Below are 13,185 nucleotides of genomic sequence, written 5' to 3'. Positions count from 1 at the left end.
ATGCCTTTGATACTCACATGCCGATTAAGGTTGATTAAAGCAGTGAATGGCAACCTTTACATCGGGTGTGACTAAACATTCTCGGGGTCTCCTTCGGCCTCTTCGCGGGGCAAGCCCGCTCCCACAGAGGCCAGTTCAGACAGCAAAGAACCCTCGAATCTGCGACAATCGCGCATCCTTCGAATGCCGATCATGAAAAAGCAGGCTCACCTGCATCACTAAAAAGCCCCATGACTGACCACGCCATCGACAAACTGCTGCAAAACCTCGACCACGCCATGATCGCCGACCGCCATCGCCTGCGGCGGCAACTGCATGAGCTGCGCAAACGCCCCGACGAGGCCAAGCTGGCGCAGTGGGTGGAGAAGGTCCAGGCGTCCTGCGCCCAGGTCACCGCACGCCAGCAGAGCGTGCCGCTTGTTCGCTACGACGACAGCCTGCCGATTGCCGCCAAGCGCGACGAGATCAAGAAGGCCCTGGCAGAAAACCAGGTCCTGGTCATCGCCGGCGAAACCGGCTCGGGCAAGACCACCCAGCTGCCGAAGATCTGCCTGGAACTGGGGCGCGGCAGCCACGGCCTGATCGCCCACACCCAACCGCGTCGTATCGCCGCCCGCAGCGTTGCGGCGCGGGTCGCCGAAGAGCTGGGCACGCCGCTGGGCGCTCTGGTCGGATATCAGGTGCGCTTCGAGGACCAGAGCGACAGCAATACCTTGGTCAAGCTGATGACCGACGGCATCCTGCTGGCCGAAACCCAGCATGACCGGTTTCTCGAGCGCTACGACACGATCATCGTCGACGAAGCCCACGAGCGCAGCCTGAACATCGATTTCCTGCTCGGCTACCTCAAGACCCTGCTGCACCGTCGCCCGGACCTGAAGCTGATCATCACCTCGGCGACCATCGACCTCGAGCGCTTCTCCCAGCACTTCGATGGCGCGCCGATCATCGAGGTGTCCGGGCGCACCTACCCGGTGGACACCTGGTACCGCCCGCTGACCAGCGAGCAGGACGAAGAGGGGAATCAGGTCGAGGAAGACCTCACCGTCGACCAGGCCATTCTTGCCACCCTCGACGAGATCGCCCACCACGAGCGCAGCGAGGGCAAGGGCCCCGGCGACGTGCTGGTGTTCCTGCCTGGGGAGCGGGAGATTCGCGATGCCGCCGAGATCCTGCGCAAGGCGCAATTGCGCCATACCGAGATCTTGCCGTTGTACGCGCGGCTGTCACCGGCCGAGCAGCAGCGCATCTTCCAGTCGCACAGCGGGCGCCGCGTGGTGCTGGCGACCAACGTCGCGGAAACCTCGCTGACTGTGCCCGGCATCCGTTATGTGATCGATACCGGCACTGCGCGCATCAGCCGCTACAGCTACCGCGCCAAGGTCCAGCGCCTGCCGATCGAAGCCGTCTCCCAGGCCAGCGCCAACCAGCGTAAAGGCCGTTGCGGGCGGGTCGAACCGGGCATCTGCATTCGCTTGTACAGCGAAGAGGATTTCAATGGTCGGCCGGCATTCACCGACCCCGAGATTCTGCGCACCAACCTGGCGGCGGTGATCCTGCAGATGCTGCACCTGCGCCTGGGTGCCATCGATGCCTTCCCGTTCATCGAGCCGCCGGATGGCAAGGCCATCAGCGATGGCTTCAACCTGTTGCAGGAGCTGTCGGCGGTCAACCGCGAGAACCAGCTGACGCCGTTGGGCCGCCAACTGGCGCGCTTGCCGATCGACCCGCGGCTGGGCCGCATGCTGCTCGAAGGCGCCCGTCAGGGCAGCTTGCAAGAGGTGCTGATCGTCACCAGTGCGCTGTCGGTGCAGGACCCGCGCGAGCGCCCGCCGGAGCGTCAGCAGGCTGCGGACCAGGCGCATGCCCAGTGGAAGGACGTCGATTCCGACTTCGCTGCCCTGGTCAACCTCTGGCGCGGCTTCGAGGAGCAGCGCCAGGCGCTGACCGCCAACCCGCTGCGCAACTGGTGCCGCAAGAACTTCCTGAATTACTTGCGCCTGCGCGAATGGCGCGATGCCCATCGCCAGCTGGCGCTGATCTGCCGTGACCTGCAGCTGACGGTGAACAAGGAACCGTCCGACTACCAGAAGATGCACAAGGCCATCCTCAGCGGCCTGCTCAGCCAGATCGGCCACAAGACCGAGGAGGGCGATTACCAAGGTGCCCGCCAGCGGCGATTCTGGGTCCATCCGTCTTCGGGCCTTGGCCGCAAGCGCCCGCAGTGGGTGATGGCCGCCGAACTGGTCGAGACCACCAAGCTGTATGCGCGCATGGTCGCCAAGATCGAGCCTGACTGGATCGAGCCGCTGGCGACCCACCTGATCAAGAAGAACCACTTTGAACCGCACTGGGAGAAGAAGCGCGGGCAGGTGGTTGCCTACGAGCAGATCACCCTGTACGGCCTGATCCTGGTCGGCCGCCGCCCGGTGCATTACGGCCCGATAGACCCGGTCACCTCGCGTGAATTGTTCATCCGCGAGGGGCTGGTCGGTGGCGAAATCCAGTCGCGGGCCAAGTGCCTGGCGGCCAACAAGCGTCTGCTCGAAGAGCTCGACGAACTGGAAGCCAAGGCCCGCCGGCGCGACATCCTCGCCGATGAGGAAACCCTGTACGCCTTCTATGAAGCCCGCCTGCCGGCGGAGATCCATCAGACCGCAACCTTCGACAGCTGGTACCGCATGGGCAGCCAGAAGGACGCCAGCCTGCTGATCATGCGCGAGGAAGACGTGCTGGCCCGTGAGGCCAGTGAAGTCACCGCCGCACAATACCCGGACAGCCTGCAGGTGGGCGAGCTGCGCCTGCCGCTGAGCTATCACTTCGAGCCGGGCCACCCGCGTGACGGCGTCACCGTGCGGGTGCCTGCGCCGCTGTTGCCGAGCCTGCCGGGCGAGCGCCTGGAGTGGCTGGTGCCGGGCCTGATCGAAGCCAAGTGCGTAGCCCTGGTGCGCAACTTGCCCAAGGCGCTGCGCAAGAACTTCGTGCCGGTGCCGGATTTCGTCAAAGCTTCGCTTTCACGCATGACCTTCGGCCAAGGCGCATTGCCCCAGGCCTTGGGCCAGGAGCTGCTGCGCATGACTGGGGCGCGGGTGTCCGACGAAGCCTGGGCCGAGTCGATCAGCCAGGTCGAAGGCCATCTGCGCATGAACATCGAAGTGGTCGATGGGCAGGGCAAGTTCCTTGGCGAGGGCCGTGACCTGGCCGAGTTGACCGCACGTTTCGCCGCCGCCAGCCAGGCGGCGCTGGCGGTGCCGCGCAGCGACAAAAGCGAGCAGCCGGTACAGGCCAAGGCCTTCAGCGAAGTGAAGCAGACCGCTCAGCAGAAGATCGCTGGACTTTCGATGACGGTGTACCCGGCGCTTGTGGAAGAGAGCGGCAGCGTGCGCGAAGGGCGTTTTTCGACTCAAGCTGAAGCCGAATTCCAGCATCGCCGCGCCTTGCAGCGCTTGTTGCTGCAGCAGTTGGCGGAACCGGCCAAGTTCCTCCGTGGCAAGCTGCCGGGGCTGACCGAACTGGGCTTGCTGTACCGCGAACTGGGCCGGGTCGAGGCGCTGGTCGAGGACATCCTGCTGGCCAGCCTGGACAGTTGCATTCTTGAAGGCGAGGCCACGCTGCCGCGTGATGGTGCCGCTTTGGCCGGGCTGGCCGAGCGCAAGCGTGGCAGCTGGGCCGAGCATGCCGAGCGCTTAGCCCGCCAAACCTTGGAAGTGCTGAAGCTTTGGCACGGCCTGCAGAAGCGCTTCAAGGGCAAGATCGACCTGAGCCAGGCGGTCGCACTGAACGACATCAAGCAACAGCTGGCCAACCTGGTTTATCCCGGCTTCGTGCGCGAGACGCCAGCGGCCTGGTTCAAGGAATTGCCGCGCTACCTCAAGGCCATCGAGTTACGCCTCGAGAAGCTCGGCAGCCAGGTGCAGAAGGACCGGGTATGGAGCGGTGAACTGAGCAATCTCTGGGCGCAGTACAAGGCCCGAGCCGACAAGCATGCCCAGGAGGGCAAGCGTGACGAGCAGCTGACACTGTACCGCTGGTTGCTGGAAGAATACCGAGTGTCGTTGTTTGCCCAGCAGTTGGGCACCAAAGTGCCGATTTCTGACAAACGTCTCAACAAACAGTGGTCGCAGGTGGAAGCCTAAGCCCCAGAAGATGTGGCAATATTGATGGAATTTGGGGCCGCCTCGCGGCCCATCGCGGATGAATCCGCTCCTACTGTCCTGTAGGAGCGGATTCATCCGCGATCGAGGGCGCAGCCCTCGCCCGTAAACTGGCACTAAAGTGCAATTATCCTGTCATGTTTCCAGCCAGCGCCCCGTGGCGATGGCCTTTGACCAGAGGAACGACCGTGCATAACGTCGTAATCAGCGGCACCGGCCTGTACACCCCGGCCCAGAGCATTTCCAACGAAGAACTGGTGGCATCCTTCAATACCTGGTCGAAGCAGTTCAACCTCGACAACGCCGACGCCATCGAGCGCGGTGAAGTCGAGGCGGCGCCCGAGTCCTCCGTGGCGTTCATCGAAAAGGCCTCGGGCATCAAGAGCCGCTTCGTCATGGACAAGGCCGGCATTCTCGACCCGCAGCGCATGAAACCGCGCTTGCCGGAGCGCTCCAACGACGAACAATCGATCCTCTGCGAAATGGGCGTTGCCGCGGCGCGCCAAGCGCTGGAACGCGCGGGCCGCACGCCAGCCGATGTCGATGGGGTGATCGTCGCCTGCTCGAACCTGCAGCGCCCCTACCCGGCGATTGCCATCGAAGTACAGAACGCGCTGGGCATCCAGGGTTTTGCCTTCGACATGAACGTGGCCTGCTCGTCGGCCACCTTCGGCATCCAGACCGCCGCCAACAGCGTGCAACTGGGCCAGGCCCGCGCACTGCTGGTGGTCAGCCCGGAAATCTGCACCGGGCACCTGAACTTCCGCGATCGCGACAGCCACTTCATCTTCGGTGACGCGGCCACTGCCGTGCTGGTCGAGCGTGCCGACCTGGCTACTTCGGCGCACCAGTTCGACATCCTCGGCACCAAGCTGCAGACCGCGTTCTCCAACAACATCCGCAACAACTTCGGCTTCCTCAACCGCACGGCTGAAGAGGGTGAAGGGGCGCGCGACAAACTGTTCGTGCAGGAAGGGCGCAAGGTGTTCAAGGAAGTCTGCCCGATGGTCGCCGAGCTGATCGGCAAACACTTGGCCGAGAACGACCTGCAGCCGTCCGACGTCAAGCGCTTCTGGCTGCACCAGGCCAACCTGAGCATGAACCAACTGATCGTCAAGAAGTTGCTGGGGCGTGAAGTGGCCGAGGAAGATGCACCGGTGATTCTCGACCGTTATGCCAACACCAGTTCGGCAGGGTCGGTGATCGCGTTCCACCTGTACCAGGATGATCTGGCCAAAGGTTCGCTGGGCGTGCTGAGTTCGTTTGGCGCGGGGTATTCGATTGGTAGCGTGATTCTGCGTAAGCGCTGAATTTGGTAGGGGCTGTACCGGCCTCTTCGCGGGGCAAGCCCGCTCCCACAGGTACACCACAGTTCTAGAAACTTTTGGTGTACCTGTGGGAGCGGGCTTGCCCCGCGAAGAGGCCAGCGCATTTTCAGCAGGCAAAAAAAAACGGAAAGCACCGGATGGGGTCGGTGCTTCCCGCCTCAATAACGCAAGGGAGCTACAGCTTAGAACTTGGCTTCCAGATCAACCTGCAGCGTGTCTACATCAGCATTGCTGTTCGGCAATTGCGACAGGTCGGTCTTGGCCATCAGGTAGGCAGCACCCAGCGAGAAGTTCTTGTCGATTTCGTAACCGACCTTGAACTTGTGGCCACGCGAACCGGTGAAGCCGTTACCGAAGTCAGAGTCGGTGAACAGGCTGACCACGGCGTTACGCTGCACATCGCGGTAGTTGTAGTCCAGGCTCCAGGCGCCGACCTTGGTCTTCAGACCGGCCAGCCAGGCCTGGTCTTCGCCGTCGGTGCTCTCGGTGTTCTTCACGTATTGGCCGTAGGCCGACAGTGGGATGGCAAAGCCGGTGAAGTCCAGCTGACCGAAGCCTTCCACCAGGTTGAACTCGTTGGTGGTGTTGCCGAACGACTGCAGAATGGCGGCTTCCTTGTCGTTGTCGTAGCCGTAGATGCTCGCACCCACGGTGACCTTGAGCGCGTCGACCGGCGCGAACTTGGTGCCCAACTGCGCGTGGTAGACCTGGGCGTCATGCTTGTACTGCACGCCGTCGCCGTCCACGTTGTCCTTGAGGGTGTACTGGCCTGCGCTGGCGAACACCTCGGCACCGCCAAGGTCAGCCTTGTAGGTGGCGGCTACGCCTTCCGGGTTGATGTCGCTGTCCCAGATGATGTCGCCCATGCTCACCCAAGGCTGCTGCATCTTGCCGCCGATCAGGTGCAGGTTGGGGATGGCGGTCGGGTGCCAGTCCAGGTAGGCCAGGTCGACCCACAGCGACTTCTTGTCGAAGTAGTTGTCGAAGCTCTGGTTGGTCGAACGGCGGTCGGCGCTGCTGCCGGTGGCGATACGCACGCCTGCGTCGACTTGCGGGTTGATCTCGCTGTAGAAGCCGACGCGGGCACGCACGCGCTGACGGTCCTGGTTGCCGCTGCTGCTGTTTGGATCGTCGACGTTGACGTCTTCGTAACGCAGGCGCACATCACCCTTGATCTGGGTCTTGGCGGCCCATGCCACTTTCTGTTCGAAGGAGCTCATACGTTCGGACTGAGCTTTCTGGTCGGCCTTTTCCTTGGTTTCTTTTGCCAGGTCGCCTTGCAGTTCGTTGTACTGCGCCTGGTTGATCGAGCCGTTGGCGCGGAGCATTTCGAGCAGCTTGGCGTCGACAGCAGCACTGGCCGGAGTACTCAGAGCCAGCATCATGCCGGTAAGGCTCACTCCGGTAAGTGTAGAAACAAGACGCATAAGGTTCTCCCTACTGAAAAATATTGGGGAGGCTCAGCGCCCGCCCCCATGTTGGCATGTCTTCGGAAAGGGCCTGAATAGACAGGTTCTGGGGTTCCGAAAAACAGGCGCCAGTATTGCGGGGGCGAATGACAGAATAATGTCTAATTAGTGGCACTGCGGTTAAGTAATTGAGAATAAAAGGATCAGGCAGGCATTCGTCATTTGAGTGGGCGACGGTTGTTGCCTGATACTGATGCCTTCGAAAAGCGAGTCGAAAACGTGACCAGCCTCTACAGCCTTGCCCACCTGCGTGATCTGCCTGCGGCGACCTGGGACGCCCTGGTGCCTGCCGGCCAGCCGTTCCTGCGCCATGCCTTTCTCAGCGCCATGGAGGACAGCGGCAGCGTCGCCCCGGCCACCGGCTGGGCGGCCGAGCACCTGGTGCTGGAGCGCGATGGGCAGGTGCGGGCGTTGTTGCCGGCGTACCGCAAGTGGCATTCCTACGGCGAGTACGTGTTCGACCACGGCTGGGCCGACGCCTGCGAGCGCGCCGGCATCGCCTATTACCCCAAGCTGCTGGGCGCCGTGCCGTTCAGCCCGGTCAGCGGTCCACGCCTGCTTACGGCCGACCCGGCCGATGGACTACTGGTGCTCCAGGCCTTGCCCGAATACCTGAGCAAAGCCGGGCTTTCCGGGGCGCACATCAACTTCACCGACCCGCAACTGGACAGCCAGCTGGCCGGGCTGCCGGGCTGGATGGAGCGTCTGGGTTGCCAGTACCACTGGCACAATCGTGGCTATCGGGACTTCCAGGACTTTCTCGACAGCCTGAGCTCGCGCAAGCGCAAGCAGATGCGCAAGGAGCGCGAGCAAGTGGCGGGGCAGGGCATCGACTTCCGTTGGTACCGGGGCGATGAGCTGGATGAGACGCAGTGGGATTTCGTCTACCTGTGTTACGCCAATACCTACGCCGTGCGCAGGCGCTCGCCGTACCTCACCCGCGAATTTTTCAGCCTGCTGGCTGAGCGCATGCCCGAAGCGCTGCGGGTGGTGATGGCCCGTCAGGGTGGGCGAGATGTCGCCATGGCCCTGAGCCTGGTGGGCGGCGACAGCCTGTTCGGCCGTTACTGGGGTTGCCTGGACGAATTCGACCGGCTGCACTTCGAGACCTGCTTCTACCAGGGCATGGACTTTGCCATTGCCGAAGGCTTGCAGCGTTTCGATGCCGGTGCGCAAGGTGAGCACAAACTGATTCGTGGTTTCGAACCGGTGCTGACGCGGTCATGGCATTACCTGTTGCACCCCGGCCTGCGGCGGGCGGTAGAGGATTTTCTACGCCAGGAGCGGGCCGGGGTGCAAGGTTATGCCGAGCAGGCGCGGGAGATGCTGCCCTACCGTCGTGAGTGACGGCGGGTTCAGGCTTTGCGCGGGTTGAGGATCAGTAAGGTCAGCACTCCCGCGACAATCCCCCAGAAGGCCGAACCGATTGAAAACAGCGTGAACCCTGAGGCCGTGACCATGAAGGTGATCAACGCCGCTTCACGCTCACGCGCCTCGCCCATGGCCACGGTCAGGCCGTTCATGATCGAGCCGAACAGCGCCAGTGCCGCAATCGACAGCACCAACTCCTTCGGCAGCGCGGCGAACAGCGCCGCCAAGGTGGCACCGAACACGCCGGCAATGCCGTAGAAGATTCCGCACCACACGGCAGCGGTGTAACGCTTGCTCGGGTCCTCATGGGCATGAGGTCCCGTGCAGATCGCCGCGCTGATGGCTGCCAGGTTCACCCCATGGGAGCCGAACGGTGCCAGCAACAGCGAGGCAAAGCCGGTCGCCGAGATCAGCGGTGAGGCCGGCACCTGGTAGCCGTCGGCGCGCAACACGGCAACGCCCGGCATGTTCTGCGAGGTCATCGCCACCACAAACAGCGGGATGCCGATACTGATGGTCGCGGCCAGCGAGAAGCTTGGCGTGGTCCATACCGGCGTGGCTACCTGCAGAGTGAAGCCGCTGAAGTCCAACAGGCCAAGGGCGCCGGACAGCGCCGTGCCCACCAGCAGTGCAGCCAGCACGCAATAGCGCGGCGACAGGCGCTTGACCAGCAGGTAGCTGAAGAACATGCCCAGCACCAGCAGGGTGCGGTGCTGGGCGGCGACGAAGATTTCGCTGCCGATCTTGAACAGAATGCCGGCCAGCAAGGCCGAGGCCAGGGATGCCGGGATGCGTTTGACCAGGCGCTCGAAGCTGCCGGTAAGGCCACAGACAAGCACCAGCACCGCGCAGGTGACATAGGCACCGATGGCCTCACCGTAGCTGACCCCGCCCAGGCTGGTGATCAGCAGCGCCGCACCTGGCGTGGACCAGGCTACGGTGACCGGGGTGCGATAGCGCAGCGACAAGCCGATGCTGCAGACTGCCATGCCGATCGACAGGGCCCAGATCCACGATGAGATCTGCGCGGTGGTCAAGCCTGCAGCCTGGCCCGCCTGAAACATCAGCACCAGCGAGCTGGTGTAGCCGGTGAGCATGGCGATGAAGCCGGCGACTATCGCCGACGCAGAGGTGTCTGCCAGGGGCCGCAGGCGCGCGGAGGTGGCATCGGTCATGGGGTAGGTCCTTGTCCATGTGTAAGCATTTTTTTCAGACTAACGCGGGCAAGGTTGATCCTTGCCATACAGCAGGCATTGCTTTTAACCGTACAGTCGCCAACTATTGGGCACGATTGCGCAACTGCATGGGAGGGAGGGGCGATGTACAAGGTCTACGGCGATTACCAGTCGGGCAACTGCTACAAGGTCAAGCTGATGTTGAGCTTGCTGGGCCGGCCGTATGAATGGCACCCGGTATACATCCTCAAGGGCGAGACCGAAACGCCCGAGTTCCTGGCCATGAACCCCAACGGCAAGGTGCCGGTGCTCAAGCTGGAAGACGGTACCTGCCTGTGGGAATCCAACGCTATCCTCAATTTCCTCGCCGACGGCAGCGAGTATCTGCCCAGTGAGCCACGCCTGCGAACTCAAGTGCTGCAGTGGCAGTTTTTCGAGCAGTACAGCCATGAGCCGTACATTGCCGTGGCGCGGTTCATACAGTTCTACCTGGGCTTGCCGGACGAGCGTGTGGAGGAATACCGCAAGTTGCACAAGGGCGGCTACAAGGCGCTGAAGGTGATGGAGCGGCAGTTGCAGATGAAGCCGTATCTGGTGGGGGAGCAATACTCGATTGCCGATGTGGCGTTGTATGCGTACACCCATGTGGCGCATCAGGGTGGTTTTGATCTGGCCGACTATCCGGGGGTAAGAGCCTGGCTGGATCGAGTGGCCGCGCATCCTCGGCATGTGCCGATGGTGGATTGAGCCTGCACCGGCCTCTTCGCGGGACAAGCCCGCTCCCACAGTTAGTTTGGTGGAGACTCTGTGGGAGCGGGCTTGCCCCGCGAAGAGGTCGGATCAGACTTATGAGAACCGCTTGTCCAGGTAAGCAATGATGGCCTTGGACTCATACATCCAGATCACCTCGCCGGCCTCCTCGATGCGCAGGCACGGCACCTTCACCCGGCCACCCCCTTCAAGCAGCGCCTGGCGATGCATCGCATCGTTCTTGGCATCACGCAGCGCCACCGGCACGTTCAGGCGGTGCAGGGTGCGGCGGGTTTTCACGCAGAACGGGCAAGCATGGAACTGGTACAGCGCAAGGCCTTTGGCTTCCTGCTCGACACGCGCCTGGGCGGTGGCATCGCGCTTGCGCTTGGCCGGGCGGCTGATCCAGTCGCCGAACACGATGAGCTGGCCGAGGCCGACCCGCAAGGCTTTGACGATCATGGGCAACTCCTGAAAAGAAAAAGCCGACCCTCAGGGCCGGCTCGGGATCACGCGCCGATCACTTGATCAGGCTGAGGAACTCCATGCGGGTCGCGGCGTTGTCACGGAATTCACCGAGCATCACCGAGGTAAGCATGGTCGAGTTCTGTTTCTCTACGCCGCGCATCATCATGCACATGTGCTTGGCTTCAATGACCACTGCAACGCCCGCGGCGCCGGTGACCTGCTGCACGGCGTCGGCGATCTGACGGCTGAGATTTTCCTGGATCTGCAGGCGGCGGGCGTACATGTCGACGATCCGCGCGACCTTCGACAGGCCCAATACCTTGCCCTTGGGCAGATAGGCGACGTGGGCCTTGCCGATGAACGGCAGCATGTGGTGTTCACACATCGAGTACAGCTCGATGTCCCGGACCAGCACCATTTCGCTGTTGTCGGAGGTGAACAGCGCGCCGTTGGTCACTTCTTCCAGCGTCTGCTCATAACCGCGGCAAAGGTACTTCATGGCCTTTGCAGCCCGCTTGGGCGTGTCGAGCAGGCCCTCACGGGAGACGTCCTCGCCGATCTGGCTGAGGATCTCGGTGTAGTTCTGTTCCAGGGACATGTATCTACCTGTGGGAAAAAATCGCAAAAACGAAGGTTACGGCGGCAAAGCCTGCGCTGCAAGCGCGGCGTTACTCGTCGCGGCCTTCCATCATGGTCCGTTTGAGCATCACGTACACCGCGCCGGTGCCGCCGTGGCGGGCCTGGCAAGAGGTGAAACCGAGCACCTGCGGGTGCTGGCGCAGCCAGGTGTTGACGTGGCTCTTGATCATTGGGCGCTTGCCGTCCAGGCGTGCGGCCTTGCCGTGGGTCACGCGTACACAGCGCACTTCCAGCTTGGTGGCTTCGGCGATAAAGGCCCAGAGGGTCTCACGCGCCTTCTCCACGCTCATGCCGTGCAGGTCGAGGCTGCCCTCGAAGGCGATCTGGCCGAGCTTGAGCTTGCGGATCTGGCTTTCCTGCACGCCATCGCGGCGCCACATCAGATCATCTTCGGCACCCACGTCGATCACGAACTGGTCGGACAGGCCGTCTATCACCAGCGTCTGATCACTGCGTATGGTCGCTGCCTGGCGCAGGCCGGCCAGTTGCTTGCGGTCGGCCTTGGGTTTGCCGACTTCGGCACGGTCATGCTTGATCGGCTTTACGCCGCGCACTTCGGCGCTGAAGAGGGAAAAATCGTCGTCTTGCATGGTGCCTCCACGTGGGCGGCGTAGTTTACGCGATCAATCCTGTATCGTCAGTACTGGCCTCTCCGCGGGGCAAGCCCGCTCCCACAGGCACACCACTGGACTCAATGGTTGTAGTGTGCCTGTGGGAGCGGGCTTGCCCCGCGAAGAGGCCAGAACAGGCACTGCAAAATTTCAGTCATGCTTCTTCATCAGGTGCGGCGACAGGTTCAGCTCCCGCCCGCGACGCAAACGAATACGGCTGCGCCGCCAGAAACGCACGCCCAGATACAGCATCAGCAACCCGACCCCAGCAAGGATGCTGGCCAGGGGACGGTTGGCATTGAGCTCGGCAAACGCCGAATAATTACCGAGCAACCCGGCAAAGCCGGCCATGGCCAGTAGCACGCCAAGGGTGGCCAGCAAGGCCGACAGGCCGGCGGCCAGGCGGGCGCCCCAATTGCGCGGTTCGCGCTGGCGCAGGCGATTGGCGTCGAAACTGCCTTTGAGCTTCATTCCGATTTCCTCTGTGGATATCCGGAATCCGACCTGCAGCGCCCCATTGGGTTCCGACCGGCTGCCGGGCGGTCGTCACTGCGCCAGGCTCAGATCAGGCTGGCGGTCGGGGCAACGCAGGCGAAGTTGTCGGCCATCACGGCCATTTCGCATTCGTGGATCTGCGCGGCGGGAATTACCCGGTCCTTGAGCGCCAGGTCGCGCGTTGCCGAAGCGTCTTCCACCAGGGTGCAACGATAACCATAGTCCTTGGCCCGGCGCACGGTGGTGCTGACGCTGGAATGGCTCATGAAGCCGCAGACGATCAGGTCCAGGTGCCCAAGCTCCTGAAGGGTTTCATGCAGCTTGGTGTTCTTGAAAGCATTGGGCATGCGCTTTTCGATGATGATTTCACCCTCGTGCGGCTCAAGGCCCGGAATGAACTGGCCGGCCGCGCCCTGCGGGTCGAAGCGGCCGCCGACGGTGCCGAGGTGGCGAACGTGGATGATCGGACGGCCGGCCTTGCGGGCGGCGTCGAGCAACCTGGCGATGTTGGCCACGGCCTCGTCCATGCCCGACAGCGCGAGCGGACCACTGAGGTACTCCTTTTGCGCATCGATGATGATCAGGCTGGCTTGGCTCAGCTTGGCCGGCGGGTAGTCGCGGCCAGTGAGGCGGAACATCGTGGTTGGAACGGACATCAATGGCTCCTTGGAAGGGCTTTTGTATACCTATTCTCCCTTGCCTTGACGCCAATGGGAATGGTTGAC

At 62.7% G+C, this 13,185-nt stretch carries 11 protein-coding genes; 4 read left to right on the top strand and 7 right to left on the bottom strand.

All coding sequences use genetic code 11. The features are described 5' to 3' along the window. The first annotated feature begins 230 nt into the window (after positions 1-230). The gene (gene hrpA / locus ACIPZF_RS04275) at positions 231-4,136 is read left to right on the top strand and encodes an ATP-dependent RNA helicase HrpA (RefSeq protein WP_400795582.1); all 3,906 of its coding nucleotides are present in this window, start codon (positions 231-233) and stop codon (positions 4,134-4,136) included. 206 nt (positions 4,137-4,342) lie between these two features. Next, the gene (locus ACIPZF_RS04270; protein ID WP_400795580.1) at positions 4,343-5,464 is read left to right on the top strand and encodes a beta-ketoacyl-ACP synthase III; all 1,122 of its coding nucleotides are present in this window, start codon (positions 4,343-4,345) and stop codon (positions 5,462-5,464) included. A gap of 200 nt (positions 5,465-5,664) precedes the next feature. Here ACIPZF_RS04270 and ACIPZF_RS04265 read toward each other — a convergent pair whose 3' ends face one another. Continuing rightward, on the bottom strand, positions 5,665-6,909 hold the full coding sequence (locus tag ACIPZF_RS04265) for a putative porin (RefSeq protein WP_400795578.1): 1,245 nt from the start codon (positions 6,907-6,909) through the stop codon (positions 5,665-5,667). 261 nt (positions 6,910-7,170) lie between these two features. On the opposite strand from ACIPZF_RS04265, the gene ACIPZF_RS04260 reads away from it, so the two are divergent. Then, a complete protein-coding gene (locus ACIPZF_RS04260; RefSeq protein WP_400795576.1) occupies positions 7,171-8,298 on the top strand; it encodes a GNAT family N-acetyltransferase in 1,128 nt (375 codons plus the stop codon). A gap of 8 nt (positions 8,299-8,306) precedes the next feature. Here the strand turns inward: ACIPZF_RS04260 and ACIPZF_RS04255 are convergent, their stop codons facing one another. Beyond that, a complete protein-coding gene (locus ACIPZF_RS04255) occupies positions 8,307-9,497 on the bottom strand; it encodes a benzoate/H(+) symporter BenE family transporter (protein ID WP_400795574.1) in 1,191 nt (396 codons plus the stop codon). Positions 9,498-9,641: 144 nt separating this feature from the next. On the opposite strand from ACIPZF_RS04255, the gene ACIPZF_RS04250 reads away from it, so the two are divergent. Beyond that, the gene (locus ACIPZF_RS04250) at positions 9,642-10,244 is read left to right on the top strand and encodes a glutathione S-transferase family protein (protein WP_400795571.1); all 603 of its coding nucleotides are present in this window, start codon (positions 9,642-9,644) and stop codon (positions 10,242-10,244) included. A gap of 99 nt (positions 10,245-10,343) precedes the next feature. Here the strand turns inward: ACIPZF_RS04250 and ACIPZF_RS04245 are convergent, their stop codons facing one another. The 5 genes from ACIPZF_RS04245 to ACIPZF_RS04225 all read right to left on the bottom strand — a co-directional run bounded on the left by ACIPZF_RS04245 (position 10,344) and on the right by ACIPZF_RS04225 (position 13,116). Beyond that, positions 10,344-10,709 (bottom strand): glutaredoxin family protein, encoded by a 366-nt coding sequence (locus ACIPZF_RS04245; RefSeq protein ID WP_400795569.1) that lies wholly within the window; start codon positions 10,707-10,709, stop codon positions 10,344-10,346. 58 nt (positions 10,710-10,767) lie between these two features. After that, on the bottom strand, positions 10,768-11,313 hold the full coding sequence (gene folE / locus ACIPZF_RS04240) for a GTP cyclohydrolase I FolE (protein ID WP_400795566.1): 546 nt from the start codon (positions 11,311-11,313) through the stop codon (positions 10,768-10,770). A gap of 70 nt (positions 11,314-11,383) precedes the next feature. Next, positions 11,384-11,944 carry a Smr/MutS family protein gene (locus tag ACIPZF_RS04235; RefSeq protein ID WP_400795563.1) on the bottom strand — a complete coding sequence of 187 codons (561 nt, stop codon included), beginning with the start codon at positions 11,942-11,944 and terminating at the stop codon, positions 11,384-11,386. Positions 11,945-12,115: 171 nt separating this feature from the next. Then, on the bottom strand, positions 12,116-12,436 hold the full coding sequence (locus tag ACIPZF_RS04230) for a hypothetical protein (protein WP_400795560.1): 321 nt from the start codon (positions 12,434-12,436) through the stop codon (positions 12,116-12,118). Positions 12,437-12,525: 89 nt separating this feature from the next. Further along, positions 12,526-13,116 carry a cysteine hydrolase family protein gene (locus ACIPZF_RS04225; protein WP_400795557.1) on the bottom strand — a complete coding sequence of 197 codons (591 nt, stop codon included), beginning with the start codon at positions 13,114-13,116 and terminating at the stop codon, positions 12,526-12,528. Positions 13,117-13,185 lie beyond the last annotated feature (69 nt).

Origin of the sequence: Pseudomonas sp. NPDC089752 (assembly GCF_044748725.1) — a bacterium.
In the GTDB taxonomy this organism is placed as follows: Bacteria; Pseudomonadota; Gammaproteobacteria; order Pseudomonadales; family Pseudomonadaceae; genus Aquipseudomonas.
This window is presented reverse-complemented; position numbering and strand designations above follow the sequence as displayed.

Coding starts and splice junctions, on each gene's coding strand:
- folE (WP_400795566.1), bottom strand. CDS start 11,313: ATGTCCCTGGAACAGAACTACACCGAGATCCTCAGCCAGATCGGCGAG.
- ACIPZF_RS04250 (WP_400795571.1), top strand. CDS start 9,642: ATGTACAAGGTCTACGGCGATTACCAGTCGGGCAACTGCTACAAGGTC.
- ACIPZF_RS04230 (WP_400795560.1), bottom strand. CDS start 12,436: ATGAAGCTCAAAGGCAGTTTCGACGCCAATCGCCTGCGCCAGCGCGAA.
- ACIPZF_RS04265 (WP_400795578.1), bottom strand. CDS start 6,909: ATGCGTCTTGTTTCTACACTTACCGGAGTGAGCCTTACCGGCATGATG.
- hrpA (WP_400795582.1), top strand. CDS start 231: ATGACTGACCACGCCATCGACAAACTGCTGCAAAACCTCGACCACGCC.
- ACIPZF_RS04255 (WP_400795574.1), bottom strand. CDS start 9,497: ATGACCGATGCCACCTCCGCGCGCCTGCGGCCCCTGGCAGACACCTCT.
- ACIPZF_RS04225 (WP_400795557.1), bottom strand. CDS start 13,116: ATGTCCGTTCCAACCACGATGTTCCGCCTCACTGGCCGCGACTACCCG.
- ACIPZF_RS04245 (WP_400795569.1), bottom strand. CDS start 10,709: ATGATCGTCAAAGCCTTGCGGGTCGGCCTCGGCCAGCTCATCGTGTTC.
- ACIPZF_RS04235 (WP_400795563.1), bottom strand. CDS start 11,944: ATGCAAGACGACGATTTTTCCCTCTTCAGCGCCGAAGTGCGCGGCGTA.